At 65.0% G+C, this 15820-nt stretch carries 11 protein-coding genes; 5 read left to right on the forward strand and 6 right to left on the reverse strand.

Translation table 11 applies throughout. The features are described from left to right. Nucleotides 1–149 precede the first annotated feature (149 nt). Complete coding sequence (locus HY57_RS02670; protein ID WP_019463953.1) at nt 150–2174, forward strand: autotransporter outer membrane beta-barrel domain-containing protein; 2025 nt, start codon at nt 150–152, stop codon at nt 2172–2174. Between the two features lie 655 nt (nt 2175–2829). Here the strand turns inward: HY57_RS02670 and HY57_RS02675 are convergent. Together HY57_RS02675 and HY57_RS02680 are read right to left on the reverse strand one after the other, a co-directional pair. Then, on the reverse strand, nt 2830–3687 hold the full coding sequence (locus tag HY57_RS02675) for a YbaY family lipoprotein (RefSeq protein WP_026033696.1): 858 nt from the start codon (nt 3685–3687) through the stop codon (nt 2830–2832). Between the two features lie 224 nt (nt 3688–3911). Then, nucleotides 3912–6791, reverse strand: a complete 2880-nt coding sequence (locus tag HY57_RS02680; protein WP_019463908.1) for a TonB-dependent receptor plug domain-containing protein — start codon at nt 6789–6791, stop codon at nt 3912–3914. Between the two features lie 326 nt (nt 6792–7117). Here HY57_RS02680 and HY57_RS02685 point away from each other — a divergent pair, with 326 nt between their 5' ends. Beyond that, the gene (locus HY57_RS02685) at nt 7118–7687 is read left to right on the forward strand and encodes a helix-turn-helix domain-containing protein (protein WP_019463907.1); all 570 of its coding nucleotides are present in this window, start codon (nt 7118–7120) and stop codon (nt 7685–7687) included. 83 nt (nt 7688–7770) lie between these two features. Here the strand turns inward: HY57_RS02685 and glyS are convergent, their stop codons facing one another. After that, a complete protein-coding gene (gene glyS, locus HY57_RS02690) occupies nt 7771–9921 on the reverse strand; it encodes a glycine--tRNA ligase subunit beta (RefSeq protein ID WP_019463906.1) in 2151 nt (716 codons plus the stop codon). Further along, entirely contained in the window at nt 9918–10829 is a 912-nt protein-coding gene (gene glyQ, locus HY57_RS02695; protein ID WP_019463905.1) for a glycine--tRNA ligase subunit alpha, read from the reverse strand. Before glyQ ends, glyS begins: the two co-directional genes overlap by 4 nt. Nucleotides 10830–10925: 96 nt before the next feature. On the opposite strand from glyQ, the gene HY57_RS02700 reads away from it, so the two are divergent. The 3 genes from HY57_RS02700 (at nt 10926) to HY57_RS02710 (ending at nt 14680) form a co-directional block, all read left to right on the forward strand. Then, nucleotides 10926–12734: a GspE/PulE family protein gene (locus HY57_RS02700; RefSeq protein ID WP_019463904.1), complete on the forward strand. Its 1809-nt coding sequence runs from the start codon at nt 10926–10928 to the stop codon at nt 12732–12734. A 40-nt stretch (nt 12735–12774) separates the two neighbouring features. Beyond that, complete coding sequence (locus tag HY57_RS02705; RefSeq protein ID WP_019463903.1) at nt 12775–13497, forward strand: glutamine amidotransferase; 723 nt, start codon at nt 12775–12777, stop codon at nt 13495–13497. A 103-nt stretch (nt 13498–13600) separates the two neighbouring features. Next, nucleotides 13601–14680, forward strand: coding sequence for a hypothetical protein (locus HY57_RS02710; protein ID WP_019463902.1), 1080 nt, complete (start codon nt 13601–13603; stop codon nt 14678–14680). Nucleotides 14681–14688: 8 nt separating this feature from the next. Here HY57_RS02710 and HY57_RS02715 read toward each other — a convergent pair whose 3' ends face one another. Both HY57_RS02715 and HY57_RS02720 read right to left on the reverse strand, forming a co-directional pair. After that, on the reverse strand, nt 14689–15012 hold the full coding sequence (locus HY57_RS02715) for a DUF1820 family protein (RefSeq protein WP_019463901.1): 324 nt from the start codon (nt 15010–15012) through the stop codon (nt 14689–14691). 9 nt (nt 15013–15021) lie between these two features. Next, entirely contained in the window at nt 15022–15705 is a 684-nt protein-coding gene (locus tag HY57_RS02720) for a rhomboid family intramembrane serine protease (RefSeq protein WP_026033694.1), read from the reverse strand. Between the last annotated feature and the right edge of the window lie 115 nt (nt 15706–15820).

Here is a 15820-nt window from a genome sequence, read left to right on the forward strand (position 1 = left end):
GCGCACAGGGTGCGCTCCCACAACGGTTTTACCCCTCGCCTTCTGCCCCGTTTTTTTGCGGTGCGGCGCAGCATGCGCTGACGTATGGGCATGCATTACCGTAACGCAGTAATAACAAAGACCCGCCCGGTTCAAGGAGTGTTACCGACATGCCCCGTACTCGCACTATCGCAGGCGCCATTGCCGCCGCGCTGCTGATCAGCTCCCCGGCGTTCGCCGCCAACTCCCAGTTCGACAGCGTCGTCGTGTTCGGCGACAGCCTGAGCGATGCCGGCAACATTTCGCTGGCCACCAATCCGGCCCTCCAGCCACCGTGGGAGTTCACCACCAACCCGGGCGCGGTGGCCGTGCAGAACGTGGCCGGCCACTATGGCTACAACCTCACCGCCTCGCTGGCGGGCGGTACCGACTATGCCTGGGGCGGCGCTGGCGTGCTGACCAACTCGCCGGGCACCCCGGCGGCCGTGCCGACCATCACCACCCAGGTGAACGCCTACCTCGCTGCCGGCAAGTTCGACAGCAAGGCGCTGTACTCCATGTGGGGCGGCGCCAATGACATCTTCTACGCCGCCACCGCCGCCGGCGCCGGCGCGACCGCGCAGCAGCTGATCCAGCAGAACGTGGCCGCGCAGATCGCCCAGCTGCAGGCCGCTGGCGTGCCGGCCGCCGTGATTGCCGCCCAGACCCCGGTGATCACCCAGGCCGTGACGGCCGCGGTGACCCAGCAGGTGCTGGCTGCCGCTGGCGTCTCCAGCTTCATGACGGCCGACCAGGCCACCGCGTCCATCGCCGCCGCCGCCCAGCAGGAAGTGAAGCTGATCGGCCAGCTGCAGGCCGCCGGCGCCAAGAACATCCTGGTGTTCAACCTGCCGAACATCGGCCTGACCCCGGATGGGCGCGAACAGGGCGCCAGCGGTGCCTCCGCGCTGACCAGCCTGAGCCTGGTTTACAACGGCACGCTGAGCACGGGCCTGGGCCAGCTCGGCAAGGGCATCATCCCGGTCGACACCTTCAGCCTGCTCAACGAAGCGATCGCCAACCCGGGCGCCTACGGCTTCACCAATGTCACCAACGAAGCCTGCGGCGTGGGCTCCAGCTCGGTGCAGTGCGGCCCGGCCGGCTCGGGCGCGCCGTACACCTATGCGGCGGGCGCCAACCAGACCTACCTGTTCGCCGACGGCGTGCACCCGAGCACCGCGGCCGACGCGATGCTGGGCCAGTACGTGGTCTCCATCCTCAACGCCCCGGGCTATGCCTCGCTGCTGGCCGAAGCGCCTCTGGCCTCGATCCAGGCCCAGAACCGCGCTATCCGCAACCAGATGCTGGCTGACGGCCAGGGCAGCGACACCCGCGTATTCGCCAGCGTCGATTACGGCGACCAGCGCTTCGACGGCACCTCCAGCTCGCCGCGCACCAAGAGCAACAACGTCAACCTGACCTTCGGTGCGGACGTGCGCTTCAACGACAACTGGTCGGGCGGCGTGGCCATGAACGTCGGCCAGCACAACGCCGACTACTCCGGTGGCGGCGGCTACAAGCTGCAGGACGTGTCCGGCCTGGGCTACCTGAACTGGCACCAGGGCGGCGCCTACGTCGGCGGCTACGTCGACTTTGGCCAGGACAACTTCTCCGACATCGAGCGCAAGATCCAGCTCGGCAACATGCTGCGCACCGAGACCGCCAAGGCCGACGGCAACCACGTCGGCGCCGGCATCACCGGTGGCTACTGGTTCGACATGGGCACGCTGCGCACCGGTCCGTTCGCCACGGTCGAGTGGCAGACGATCAAGGTCAACGCCTTCAACGAAGCCAGCAGCGACAGCACCGCCATGTGGTTCGGCAGCCAGCAGCGCGACTCGCAGCTGTCCACCCTCGGCTGGCGCCTGGAAGGCCACTGGCAGGCCGGCAGCACCATGCTGTCGCCCTACGCCGAACTGGCCTGGAACCACGACAGCAAGGCTGATCCGCGCGAAGTCACCGCCGGCCTCAACAACATGCAGGGCTCCTTTGCCCTCGTCGGCTTCACGCCGGACAAGAGCTGGGGCACCGGCGACCTGGGCGTGAGCGCACAGTTCACCCAGGCCCTCAGCGGCTGGTTCGGCTACAGCGGCCGCTTCGGCGACAACAGCCAGAAGTACAACAGCGTCAACCTGGGCATGAAGTACGCTTTCTAAGGCATACGTGATTCCCGCAAAAAAGCCGCCCGCGAAAGCGGGCGGCTTTCTTGTTGCCGATGTTTCGGCGGCGCACCGGCAAGATGCACGATGCGACTTGCAGCAAGCCTGCACGAGCTGCCTGCTTTGGCTTTTGCTCTTCCGGGTCCCCGTATGAGGCGGCGGGTAGATGGAGATCAGGCCCCGACGAAAAGCCCGGAACCCGGCCGCGAACCTTCCGGGCCGCAGGCCCGGAAGGCGCCTCATCCGGGGGGCCCTTCTCTTTGGTTACTTTCTGACGCGAAGCTAATCCCTGTGGGACTTGGACAAGCAAGAGAAAGTGACCCTGCCTCCGGCAGGAGGTCGGAACGCCCGCCGCGCAGGCGGCACTCTGGCCTCTGCGGCAAAACCGGGGGGCCAAGAGCAAAGTCACTGGATCCCTGCCTTCGCAGGGATGACGGTTCTTCTGAAGTGGTGAGGCTACATTGGCGCCTTGCCCCAACCCTCTTCCAACCCCTCAAAGCCGCGACCATCCATGACTGCTTCCCCCTAAGGAGGAGAGGAAGTACAGCGTTACCCATCAAATCATTTGGACGTCCATCCGCCCAAACCCCAGGCAAGAAAAAAGCCGCCCGCTTTCGCGGACGGCTTTCTCGAATCCGGAAACCGCGAGGGCTTACTTGCCCTTGCCGTTCGTCGCCAGGTTCAGGATGCTCTGGGACTGCTTCTGCAGGCTGGCCGCTTCATCGTCGGACAGCGGCGAGCTCTTGCCGCCCTGGTCGTTCGTCTTCAGCACCAGGGTGCCGTCGGCCGCCCAGGCAGCGCGCTGGGTCGAGGTCGGCTTGGCGTCCTTGCTGGACTTCTTCTGCTGCACGACCACCCACGGCTTGGCGTCCTTGTAGGCGTAGTCGGTGCTGGTGAAGCCCTTGTCGCCGTAGTCGACTTCTTCGCGGATGAACTTCACTTCACCGGCTTCGCGGAACACCTGCCAGCCGCGCGAAACCTTGTCTTCCAGCTTGGTGCCGCTGCTGATCTTCATGCCGCCGATCTGCTTCTGCACGGAGGTGAAGGCTGCAAGCTCCTTCTCGCCCTGGGTCTGCTCCGGGAACAGCTGCACGGTCAGGCCGGTGGACGGCTTGCCATTGAGCACCGGGGTCTGCAGGTGGGGCTTGTAGGTGCGCTCGCCGTCGGTCAGCGACGCCTGGAGCACGTACATGCCCGCGGGGTTGACGTCACCGCCATTGAACGGCAGCTCGAAGGAGATCGGCAGGGTGTTGGCCGGCGAGACGGTCTTCGTCGCCAGCGGCTTGCTGTCCTGCTGGCTCACGTCGACCAGGGTCAGGTCGAGCTTGGCGGCAGCCGACACGCTGGTGCCTTCGGGCAGGGTGACCTGGCCGGTGACCTGATTGGCCTGGGCCGGCGTCTGGGCGGCGTTGCCACCTTCAGCGCCACCTTCGGACGACTGGGAAGAATTGCCACAGCCGGCGAGAGCCAGAGCGGCGACCGACATCAGCGACCAAACAAGACGGCGCATGGGAAACCTCTATCGAAATGTCAGGGCTAGCGCGAGAACCAACAGGCGCCCAACACGCCTCGACTCTACACGGGGGAAGTTATCAGCATAGCCCAAAGGTAAGGCCTTGTAAAAGTTGGCTCCATGCGCTTGCGTATGCAGAGAGCGGATATAGCCGCCTAAACGGCCCGTGAACAAAAAGGGCGGCCCTTTACGGGCCGCCCTTGGCGGTTGCAGCGTGTGGCTTAGAAGCGCTGCGAGTACTTCAGGTAGTAGAAGCGGCCAATGTCGAAGCCACCGTAGTACACGAACGAGCTGTTCGGCTTCGTGTACATGATGGGGCCCTGCTTGTCGAACACGTTGTTGGCGCCGACCGAGATCACGCCCTTCCACGGCATGGTCCAGCGGAACTGCACGTCGTTGAACGTGGTGGCACCGGTGTGACGCTGCGCCTGCGCGCCGTTGAACGGATCGACGTGGTTGGGATCGTTGCACTCGGTCGTGTACGAGCAGCGCTCGGTCATGCCCGAGTAGTAACGCATCGTCCAGGTCATGCCGAACAGGCCGCGCGTGAAGTCCAGCGACAGGTTGGAGCGCGTGCGGAAGTTGCCGCCGTAGCCGGTGAAGGGCTGCACGACCGTGGACGGATTGTCGTCCGCCTTGACGTTCAGATAATCAACGTAGGTGGTGTTCCAGCGCGTGGCGAACTGGCCGATCGCGTCGATGGTGAAGCGATAGTTCACACCGAAGTCGTAACCGGCGGTCTTCTGCCAGCCCTTGTTGGTCAGGCCATAGTTCATGCTGGTGATGACGCCCAGGGCCGGGTCGCGCTGGAAGCTGGTGCAACGCGACGCGATGCCGCCCGAGTAGCAGTCATCCAGGATGTTCTGCACCGAGTCCGTGCTGATGACGTTCTTGATGTCGATCTTGTACCAATCCAGCGAAACATCGAAACCTTCCAGGTAATGCGGGCTGTAGATCATGCCCAGCGTGCGCGTGGTGGCGGTTTCCGGGGTCAGCTTCGGGTTGGCGCCCGTGATGAACTGGTAGTTGGTCTGGCACGGGAAGGTCTTGCAGGGCACCAGGGCCTGGCCCAGCTGCACGTAGTTCGCCGCGACCGCCGGCTGGCCACCGAAGCCGGACGTGCAGCGCGCCGCCACCGCCGGGTTGCCCTTGGACGCGCCATGGGTGGCGTCGCAGGGGTCGGTGTACGACTCGAAGCTACCGCTGCTGCCGCCGTAGAGGTCGGAGATGGTCGGGGCACGGAAGCCCTGCGCCCAGCTGCCGCGCACCAGCAGGTCGTCGATCGGCTTCCACTTGATGCTGGCCTTGCTGTTGGTGGTGTTGCCGAAGTTGCTGTAATCCGAGTAACGCGTGGCGGCGTCGATCGACAGCTCGCGCGCCATGGTCATGTCTTTGAGCAGCGGCACGTCGAACTCGAGGTAAGCCTCGTTCACCGAGTACCGGCCCGACGTGGTGGTTGCTGCCAGGCCCGTGCTCAGGCCTGCCTGGTTGAAGGCATCCGGCACGAAGCGGCCGTCTTCCTGGCGATGCTCCACACCCGCGGCAATGCCGATCTCACCGGCCGGCAGGCCCGGCACCGTACCCGCGATGTTGGCGGTGTAGTCGATGGTGGTGGTCTTGCCGGTGTCGTGGAACTCCGGGAACAGGAACTTCTGCAGCGTGGGATCACCCAGCGAGCCGGCACCGGCCTGCCCGTACGGCAACAGCGGGTTCCAGGGGGTGCAGCCGACGATGGGCTTGGCGGCCGTACCGCAATGCACCTGGCCATCGGCACCGAGGAACGACGGACCGACCGCCTGGGCGACGTTGATGAGGTTGAAGTCGCCATGACCGGTCTTCAGCGCGTTGTTGCGATTGGTCATCGCGCCAACGTCCCAGTTCCAGGTACGACCGCCGAGATCAAAGAAGCCCTCGAAGCCGGCCGTCCAGCGATAGGTTTCCAACTGGCTGTCGGTGGTACGGGGCACTTCCCAGCCGCGGCGACGGAAGGCGAGATCCTTGCCGAGCGGGTTGAAGTAGCTCTGGCCCGACAGCGCGATGCCGGTGTAGTTGGCGGACTGGAACGGATAGCCCGCGATCTGCTGATCGGTGCTGCGCTTGTTGTAGAGAAAATCGGTCTTGAACGCGATGTTCTCAAGCAGGTTGTACTTGCCGGCGACGAACAGCGAGGTGCGCTCGGTGCCGGTCTGGATCGTCATCTCCTGGTTCGCGTTGGCGTACTCAGACGCCGTGAGCGGATGGTAGTTGGCGATGTTGCGCGGGTCGGTGCCGTGGGTAAGCGTACAGGTGGCCGACTTGCCGCCCGGGCCGCAGGGGCCGGTGAAGGAACCGTTCTGGTTCACCGCACTCCAGCCGTCCAGCGGGTGGTACGGACCCGCCGGATAGGCGCTGAAGTCGCGGTCCTTGGCGAAGACCGGATCTTCCTTCTGATACTGCGCGCTCAGCATGATCGAACCGCGGTCATTGGCGGTGCCGAGCGTGAAGTCGTAGCTCTGCTTCTTGCCGTCGGCCTGGTCGTACTGGCCCACATAGGCGTTCGCTTCCGCGCCGGTGAAGTTGCTGCGGGTGATCACGTTGACCACGCCGGCAATGGCGTCCGAACCGTAGATGGACGAGCCGCCGTCCTTCAGCACTTCGATGCGATCGATGGCCGACACCGGAATCTGGCCAAGGTCCTGCAGGCCGGTGGTGTTAACGCCCAGGCGCTTGCCGTTGACCAGGATCAGGGTGCGGTTGGCGCCCAGGTTGCGCAGGTCGACGTAGTAGCCGCCCACGTCCTCGCCCGACGACAGCGCGTTGGCGCGGCTGATCGGCGGCGTGCCCACTTCGGTGAGGTTCTGCAGGATGTCGGCGACCGAGGTGAAGCCCTGGTTCTCGATCTGCTTGCGGTCGATGGTGACCACCGGCTGGGCGGTTTCCACGTCCACGCGCGGAATGCGCGAGCCGGTCACCGTGACGGTTTCGAGCTTCTTTGCGTCGTTCTGGCTGGCTGCCGGAGCGTTCTGGGCCAAGGCCGGAGCCATCGCCGCGAAGGTACCTACGGACAACGCCAGACGCACGGCGACCGTAAGTTTATTGTCAACTTTCTTGCGGTACTGCATGTTTTTCTCCCCAGTAAAACGCCGGCCCCCGCCGACGCAAAAAAAACCGCCTTGCCTTGCAAGTGGCAGGTTCCAAAGGCGTTGCACCCCGGAACTTGCTGTCTGCCAGCTGAACAAGCCGGCGGATTCGTGGTTACCAATTCGCAACCATTGCGTTCTTGGTCTCGGTAGAAGTTGCTCTTTGTGAGCCTCGACTACCAAGAACTTACGACCTTATGGGAAAATTCTTACGAGTGTCAACGGTTTCGTAACACTTGCTTCACGCTGACATCCGGATTTTCGGGCCACGCTCCCACTCACAAGTCGCCATCCGCCAGGGAAATGCGATGAACATGCAGAAAATTTCGACCAACGAGTCCGCTTCCACGTTTGCCGATCGCATCAAAGTGCTGATCCAGCGCGTGGGCAGCGTCACTGAGATCGCACGTATGTGCGGCTTCTCCGAAGGCGTCGTGCGCAGCTGGCGCGATGGCAACACCGACCCCTCGCGCGCACGTTGCGTGACGCTGGCCAAGACCCTGGGCATTTCCCTGGTGTGGCTGGTGGCGGGCGAGGGCACGATCCAGACCACGGACGCCATGGCGTCGGGCGAAGACCTGCCGAACGCGGAGGCCTCGTCCAACCGTCATCGTTCGAAGCTGCGCACGGCGGCGGACACGCTGCATGCCAGCGGCATGGCGATGGATCCGAACCGCCTGAACACGGCGCTGCGCATCCTGCAGTCGGAACTTGACCTGGCCGAGAGCCGCCTCACCCTGGCCGACAACGCCGACATGCTGGCCGACCTTTACGAAATCCTGGGTCCGGGCGGCACCGACGTGGATGCCGGCGCCATGGTGGCGTTCAACCAGCGCCTGCATGAGCGCGTGAAGCGCGGCCGCCAGACCATCGGCTGAGGCCGTCCGGTGTTGCACCCGGCACAGGCATAAAAAAACGGCAGCCCCAGGGCTGCCGTTTTGCTGTCTGCGATGACCCGCCGTTACAGGCGGGCGATATCGGCAATGGCGCCGAACTGCGCCTTCAGCTGCCCCAGCAGGGCCAGGCGGTTGGCCCGTACGGCCGGGTTGTCCGCATTGACCAGCACGCTGTCGAAGAACGCATCGACCGGCGCCTGCAACTGGGCGAGACGCGTGAGCACCGCCGCGTAGTCGCCTGCCTGCAGCGGTGCCGACGTGTCGGCCCGGGCCGCATCGAGCGCGGCGTGCAGGGCACGCTCCGCATCGGCCTCGAAATGGGCGGGATCAACGACGGTGCCCACCGGGGCCGCCCCGGCTTCCTCGGACTGCTTGCGCAGGATGTTGGCGACGCGCTTGTTGGCGGCGGCCAGGCTCAGCGCTTCCGGCCGGCGACCGAACTCGCCCACCGCACGCAAGCGGCGGTCGAAGTCGACCAGGCTGTCGGGCGATACGGCCAGCACGGCTTCGAACTGCTCCGTGGTGAAGCCCTGCTCGGCGTAGTAGCCACGCAGGCGGTCGAGCACGAAGTCGACCAGCTCGTTGGCCAGCGCGGCGCGACGCTGGCCCGCATCGAGCACCGGTGCCTTGCCGTCCTTGCCCGGCTTGAGGCCAGCGGCGAGCGCGGCCTCCGGCAGCAGTTCCAGCGCTTCGACGAAGCTGCCCCGCAGGTCCAGCTCCAGACCGCCTTCGACCAGCGTGCGGGCCAGGCCGAGCGCGGCGCGGCGCAGTGCGAACGGATCCTTGTTGCCGCTGGGCTTCATGCCGACGGCGAAGATGCCAGCCAGCGTGTCGAAGCGATCCGCCACGGCGAGCACCTGCCCGACCTTGCCGGCGGCGATGGCGTCACCGGCGAAGCGCGGCTGATAGTAGCTGTCCAGCGCGTCGGCCACGTCCGTCGCTTCGCCGTGGTGCGAGGCGTAGTAACGACCCATCACGCCCTGCAGTTCAGGGAATTCGCCGACCATGCGCGTGAGCAGGTCGCACTTGCTCAATGCGGCCGCGCGCGTGGCGGCGCCGGCATCCACGCCTACGCGACCGGCGATGATGCGGGCCAGTTCGGCCACGCGCACGCTCTTGTCCCACAGGCTGCCCAGCGCCTGCTGGTAGGTCACGTTCTTCAGCTGGTCCTGGTAGCCGGCCAGCGGTGTCTTGAGGTCTTCGTCCCAGAAGAACTTGGCGTCGGCGAAGCGCGGACGGATCACGCGCTCGTAGCCCTTGCGGATTTCCGAGGGCTGCTTGCTCTCGATGTTCGCGATGCCGATGAAATGCTCGGTGAGCTTGCCGTTGGCATCGAACACCGGCACGAACTTCTGGTTGGTCTCCATGGTGGTGACCAGTGCCTCGGGCGGCACGGCAAGGAACTCGCGATCGAACTTGCACGCGATCGCCACCGGCCATTCGGTGAGGTTGGCGATCTCGTCGAGCAGCGCGTCGTCGAGCTGCGGCACGCCGCCGGTTTCCTTTGCGGCGCGAGCGACTTCATCGCGGACCTTCTGGCGACGCTCCGCCGGATCGGCCAGCACCTTGGCGGCGCGCATCGAATCGAGCCAGATATCGGCGTCGGACACGTGCACGGGCTGCGTATGCATGAAGCGATGCCCGCGCGACTTCCGGCCGCTGGTGAGGCCAAGCACGGAGCCGTCGACGATGTCCGCGCCATGCAGCATCACCAGCCAGTGGGCCGGGCGCACGAAGGTGTAATCGTGGTCGCCCCAGCGCATGGGCTTGGGAATCGGCAGGCCCTTGAGCGCCTCGTCGACGATCTCCGGCAGCAACGCAGCCACCGGCTGGCCCGGCTTCACGGCGCGAAACACGAACCACGAACCCTTGTCGGTCTCGAGCTTTTCCAGCTGCTCCACGGTGACGCCGCAAGACTGCGCAAAGCCCTGCAGCGCCTTGCCCGGCTGGCCATTGGCATCCAGCGCGGCATTCACCGCGGGACCGCGACGCTCGACGCTCTGCTCCGGCTGGTTCAACGCCACCGCGGGAATATGGACGGCCAAACGGCGCGGCGAGGCGTACACCATCGCTTCGTCCAGACCGGCCTGGACGCCGCGTTTGGCCAGTCCGTCGCAGACGCCACGCGCAAAAGCGGCCGCGAGTTCGTCCAGTGCTCTGGGCGGCAGTTCCTCGGTGCCCAGCTCGATCAACAGCGGCTTGGTGGCGGCGCTCATGCGGCCTGCTCCTTGACGTTCTTCTTCAGGCCCGGAAAGCCGAGCTTTTCACGTTGTGCGACATAGGTCTCGGCCACTGCGCGGGCCAGGGTGCGCACGCGCAGGATGTAGCGCTGGCGTTCGGTCACGCTGATGGCGCGGCGGGCATCGAGCAGGTTGAAGGTGTGGCTGGCCTTCATCACCTGCTCGTAGGCAGGCAGCGGCAGGCCGGCGGCGATCAGCTTGTTGGCTTCGCCTTCGCACACGTCGAACCAGCGCAGCAGTTCCGGCACGTTGGCGTGCTCGAAGTTGTAGGTGCTCTGTTCCACTTCGTTCTGGTGGAACACGTCGCCGTAGGTCACGGTGCCATGGGGGCCTTCGGTCCACACCAGGTCGTAGACGTTGTCCACGTTCTGCAGGTACATGGCCAGGCGCTCGAGACCGTAGGTGATCTCACCGGTCACGGGACGGCATTCCAGGCCACCGGCCTGCTGGAAGTAGGTGAACTGAGTCACCTCCATGCCGTTCAACCAGACCTCCCAACCGAGGCCCCAGGCACCCAGCGTGGGCGATTCCCAGTTGTCCTCGACGAAGCGCAGGTCGTGCACCAGTGGGTCCAGGCCCAGCTCTTTCAGCGACCCGATGTACAGGTCCAGGATGTTGTCCGGGTTGGGCTTCATCACCACCTGGTATTGGTAGTAATGCTGCAGGCGGTTGGGGTTTTCACCGTAGCGGCCGTCGGTGGGACGGCGCGAGGGCTGCACATAGGCCGCCGCCCACGGCTCGGGACCGAGCGAACGCAGGAAGGTGGCGGGGTGGAAGGTGCCGGCGCCAACCTCGGTATCGAGGGGCTGCAGCAAGACACAACCCTGCGCCGCCCAGTAGCGGTTGAGGGTCTGGATCACATCCTGGAAGGTGCGCGCGGACATGGCTTTCCGTGGGCTTCAATAAAGCGGGTTAGTATAGCCGGGACCGCATTCTTCGCTGGATTCCGGCGAAAAGTGCCCACCAGGAGAGATCGTCGCATGGCCGCTTCGCCGCAATCCGTGTCCCTGCTTGGCCGCCACAACCGGCTGGTCCTGGACGACATGCTGGCCACCCTGGTGGTGGACGGGTATCTGCTGGCCGAAGACGCCAAGCAGGTGCGCATGGGCTCCCGCAGCGGGCGCAGCACGGTGGAGCTGCATCCGCTGGTGCTGGTGGCCAACGCCAAGCTGCCCAACCAGCGCGATCCCGGCCGCCCGCTGAGCCTGGAAGCGCTCACGGAATGGCTGGCCCGCCAGGCCCAGCTGCCGTACCTGAAGATCGACCCGATGAAAATCAACGTGGCTGCGGTGACCCAGGTGGTCAGCCGCGCCTACGCGGAGCGCCATCGCATCCTGCCGGTGGCCGCCACGGCGGGCGAGGTGACCTTCGCCACCTGCGAGCCGTTTGACAACGGCTGGGCAGCGGACCTGTCGCAGATGATCCGCCGCGACGTGAAGCGCGTGGTGTCCAACCCGATCGACATCAACCGCTACCTGGCCGAGTTCTACGGCGTGCAGCGCTCCATCCAGCTGGCCCAGGACGCCAAGGGGCTGGGCACGCCGTCGGGCATCCTCAACTTCGAGCAGCTGCTTGAGCTGGGCAAGAGCGGCGAAGTCGGTGCGGACGACCGCCACGTCGTACACATCGTCGACTGGCTGCTGCAGTACGCCTTCGAGCAGCGCGCCTCGGACATTCACCTGGAACCACGCCGCGACGCCGGCTTGATGCGCTTCCGCATCGACGGCGTGATGCACAAGGTGTTCGAGTTGCCGCCGCCGGTGATGACGGCGGTGACCGCGCGCATCAAGATCCTTTCGCGCATGGACGTGGCCGAGAAGCGCCGGCCGCAGGACGGCCGCATCAAGACGCGCTCTTCCGCCGGCCGCGAGGTGGAACTGCGTATCTCCACCATGCCGACGGCGTTCGGCGAGAAGGTGGTGATGCGTATCTTCGATCCGGATATCGTGGCCAAGGATTTCTCGCAGCTCGGTTTCTCCGTCGAAGAAGACGCCGCATGGCGCTCGATGGTGGAACGCCCGCACGGCATCGTGCTGGTGACTGGCCCCACCGGTTCGGGCAAGACCACCACGCTGTATTCCACGCTCAAGCACCTGGCCACGCCGGAATTGAACGTGTGCACGGTGGAAGACCCGATCGAAATGGTCAGCCCCGAGTTCAACCAGATGCAGGTGCAGCCGGCGATCGACCTGGACTTCGCGATGGGCGTGCGCACCCTGCTGCGACAGGATCCGGACATCATCATGGTGGGCGAAATCCGCGACCTGGAAACCGCGCAGATGGCGGTGCAAGCCTCGCTCACCGGTCACCTGGTCTTGTCGACGCTGCATACCAACGACGCGCCCAGCGCCATCACGCGCCTGCTCGATCTTGGCGTGGCGCACTACCTGATCCAGTCCACGCTGACGGGCGTGGTCGCGCAGCGCCTGGTGCGCACGCTGTGCCCGCACTGCAAGCAGGAAACCGGGCAGGATGCCCACGAGTGGACCGCGCTGACTCACGGCTGGTCGGTGCCATTGCCGGAGAAGGTGTTCAAGCCCGTGGGTTGCCTGGAATGTCGCAATACCGGCTTCATGGGCCGTACCGGCATCTACGAGATGTTGCCGCTCTCTGCACGCCTGCGCGGCCTGATTTCGTCCCAGCTGGACCTTGGGCATTTCGGCCACGCCGCCCTTGCCGAAGGCATGCGTCCGCTGCGCATTTCCGCCGCTGCGCAGGTGGCGCGCGGCGTCACCACGGTGCAGGAAGTTTTGACCGTGATTCCACCCATTGAACATGGCGCCGTCTGACGGTGTCTGATTGTCCAACCTTTGTTATTCGTCGTATCGCATGAAGCCTGTCCTGATCATCCGCACCGGTCGCGCTCCCGATCCCATCCGCGCGCGTCACGGCGATTTCCCTCATTGGTTCCGTCTGGGCGCACAGCTTTCTCCCGCGCGCATTCGCGTGGTCGACGTGGAGGCGGGCGAAGTGCTGCCGGCGCCGAGCGAGGTGGCCGGTGCCTTGATCACCGGCTCCGCGGCCATGGTCACGGAGCGTGCGCCGTGGAGCGAACGTACCGCCGGCTGGATCCGTGATGCCATGGATCTGGAGCTGCCGATGTTCGGCGTGTGCTACGGACATCAGCTGATGTCGCACGCCCTGGGCGGTCGCGTCGACTACCTGCCCGGTGGCCGCGAGATCGGCACTGTGACGCTGAACGTACTCGCTTCCGCCAAGGATGACGCGCTGGCGAGCGCCTTGCCCGGCGAGTTCCGGGCCCATGCAACGCATGAACAGAGCGTGCTTGAGTTGCCCAAAGGCACCACGGTGCTGGCGAGTTCCAGCCGTGACCCGAACCATCTGGTGCGTTACGGCAAGAACGCGATGAGCGCGCAATTCCACCCGGAGTTCAACGCCGACGTGATGCGCGCATACATCCAGCGCAAGCAGCACGATATGAAGCGCGAGGGGTTCGACCCGCACCACACCTTCAGGCAGGTGGCGCCCACGCCACTGGCGCGGCGACTGTTCCGTCAGTTCTCCCGTCATCACGGGCTGGCCGCCGGCTGACACGGCTGTCACGGTCGCTGTCTAGAATCACCTCATGGGCATGAGGGGACAGGCAGATACCATGGGTCGGCAACCGCATGTACATCGGGCTTCGGTCATCGCGATGCGCCTGGTCGACATCGCCGACGCGATTGACCTGACCGCTGCCGAATCCCTCTGGGCGCGGCAGGCAAGCACGGCTGCCGCCCGCAGCCGGCTGATGACGGCCTCGCCCAAGGCGATGACCTTCGGCGTGCCGCCGGTGGAGCTGACGCTGGGGGACATCGAAGTGGGTGTTGGCGGCCAGCTGTTGCAGGCCAAGGCATTGGCGCGACTCTACGAGTTCGGCGTTGCCGCCTTTTCCATCAGCGTGCCGGCCAATGACCTGCCGTGGGTGGATTTCAGCGCACGCGTCAACGCCGTCGATGCGGCGCTGGGCATTGCCTCGGGCACCGACCTGTGGAACCGGCTGGTGGTCCAGATCACCGGCATCATGCGTCCCGCGCTGCTGAGGCCCAACCAGGCCACCTTGCATGAGGACTACCTGCTCGGGCTGGTGCATTCGCTGGATGGCGTGACGAGCACGGCGACGCTGCATGACGACCTCGACCTGGTTCCCATGCTGGCCGGCGAATCGCGGCCGCTGTCGGAGCAGGCGCGTCAGGATCTACTACGGCAACGCTTCTCGTACTACACGGACGATCTGGCTGTGCTCACCTGGGATCGCGCCTTCATCTACGAGCCGCGCGACGATTCGGACGTGGTCGACGTGCTGGAAGTGGCCAACGCCCAGCTGCTGGAACTGCGTTACTACGACGAATTGCTCGATGCCGAATTGCCGCGCATGTACGACCTGGTGGAGGCGACGCATCATGTCGCCAATCCATTGGCGGCGCGGCGCTATGCGGATCTTGCGCGCCATCTCTACACGCTCGTGGCGGAGGTCACCGAGATCACTGAGAAGGTGGACAACGCCCTGCAGGTAACGGAAGACGTCTATCTTGCGCGCGTGTATGCGGCGGCACTCGAATTGTTCCGCGTTCCACATGTGAGCAAGGCGGTGGATCGCAAGCTCGCGATCATCCGGGACAGCTATGCCGCGCTTTACGAAGAGGCTTCAGGCAAGCGCGGTGAGTTGCTCGAGCTGGCGATCATCGTGCTGATCGTGTTGGAGATCGTGATCGCGATCATCCGCCACGTCTGAGCAACCGTTCAGCGGCCACGCGGCGGCATGGGGAAGGGCGTGATCTTCTGACCGTCGCTGGCATCGCGGATCACCAGCGCGCCCTTGCTCTCTACTTCCTCGATGCGCACGACCGACTGCATGGGCAGATGGAGTACGCGCGTGTCCTTGAACTCGTCGCGCAACTTCTCCTCCGTGGGATCGACCAGCAAGCCCTCTCCTACGGGTTCGAACACCAGTTCGCCGACTTCGGTGAATCCCCAGAGGCTGCTGGACGCCACGTGCCGGGCATAGAGCTCGTAGCACTTGCCCAGATGGAGAAAGGTCACCTTGTAGAGTTTCTTGTTGCGCATGGGCACATTTTAGCCGCGCAAGCGACGCGCGATGTCGTCCCGCGAAAACAGCGCGAACACCACGCCAAAGAGGAATCCCGCGATGTGGGTCCACCAGACCACCGCGCCATAGCTCGCGCCGACGTAGCTGAAGAGCAGCTGCAGCAGTACCCAGATGCCGATCAGCAGGAAGGCCGGAACGCGGACGAACTCCAGATAGAAGCCCAGTGGCAAGACCAAACCCAGCCTCGCGCGCGGAAACAGCGCGATATAGGTGCCCAACACCGCAGAGACCGCGCCGCTGCAGCCGATGATCGGCGAACGGACGCCGGCCAGCGACAACGCGCCGGCCAGGTTGGCGACCATGCCGCCAATGACGAAGAGCAACAGGAAGCGCAACGAACCCAGGGCCCGTTCCGCTGGCAAGCCGAAGATCACCAGGAAGAGCAGGTTACCCAGGAGATGCAGCCATGCCAGATGGATGAACAGCGCGGTGAACAGTCGCAGCAGCGACGGATCGTGCAATTGCGGCAGCAGCGGGGCCTTCGGATCGAAAATGTTCGCCGGTACCGTGCCCCATTCCAACCACATCGACATGCGTTGTGGCCCGGGCATCAATGCCAACCCGACGAAACTGATCACGCACAGGACCACCAGGAGCACGGTGGCCCATTGCACGTGCCGACGACGGCGGGTTTCGACATGGACAAACACAGAAGCGCTCCGCGAGATGCAGGCCAGGTGGACTTTGCATCATAGGCGATAAGTTTCCCTAGCACAGCGCGGAAAGGCTCCCGACCCGGCGCATGCCCGTCGCCATCGCGGCGCG

The sequence above is a fragment of the Dyella japonica A8 genome, assembly GCF_000725385.1.
GTDB classification, from domain to species: domain Bacteria; phylum Pseudomonadota; class Gammaproteobacteria; order Xanthomonadales; family Rhodanobacteraceae; genus Dyella; species Dyella japonica_C.

Coding starts and splice junctions, on each gene's coding strand:
- HY57_RS02670 (WP_019463953.1), top strand. CDS start 150: ATGCCCCGTACTCGCACTATCGCAGGCGCCATTGCCGCCGCGCTGCTG.
- HY57_RS02675 (WP_026033696.1), bottom strand. CDS start 3,687: ATGCGCCGTCTTGTTTGGTCGCTGATGTCGGTCGCCGCTCTGGCTCTC.
- HY57_RS02680 (WP_019463908.1), bottom strand. CDS start 6,791: ATGCAGTACCGCAAGAAAGTTGACAATAAACTTACGGTCGCCGTGCGT.
- HY57_RS02685 (WP_019463907.1), top strand. CDS start 7,118: ATGAACATGCAGAAAATTTCGACCAACGAGTCCGCTTCCACGTTTGCC.
- glyS (WP_019463906.1), bottom strand. CDS start 9,921: ATGAGCGCCGCCACCAAGCCGCTGTTGATCGAGCTGGGCACCGAGGAA.
- glyQ (WP_019463905.1), bottom strand. CDS start 10,829: ATGTCCGCGCGCACCTTCCAGGATGTGATCCAGACCCTCAACCGCTAC.
- HY57_RS02700 (WP_019463904.1), top strand. CDS start 10,926: ATGGCCGCTTCGCCGCAATCCGTGTCCCTGCTTGGCCGCCACAACCGG.
- HY57_RS02705 (WP_019463903.1), top strand. CDS start 12,775: ATGAAGCCTGTCCTGATCATCCGCACCGGTCGCGCTCCCGATCCCATC.
- HY57_RS02710 (WP_019463902.1), top strand. CDS start 13,601: ATGCGCCTGGTCGACATCGCCGACGCGATTGACCTGACCGCTGCCGAA.
- HY57_RS02715 (WP_019463901.1), bottom strand. CDS start 15,012: ATGCGCAACAAGAAACTCTACAAGGTGACCTTTCTCCATCTGGGCAAG.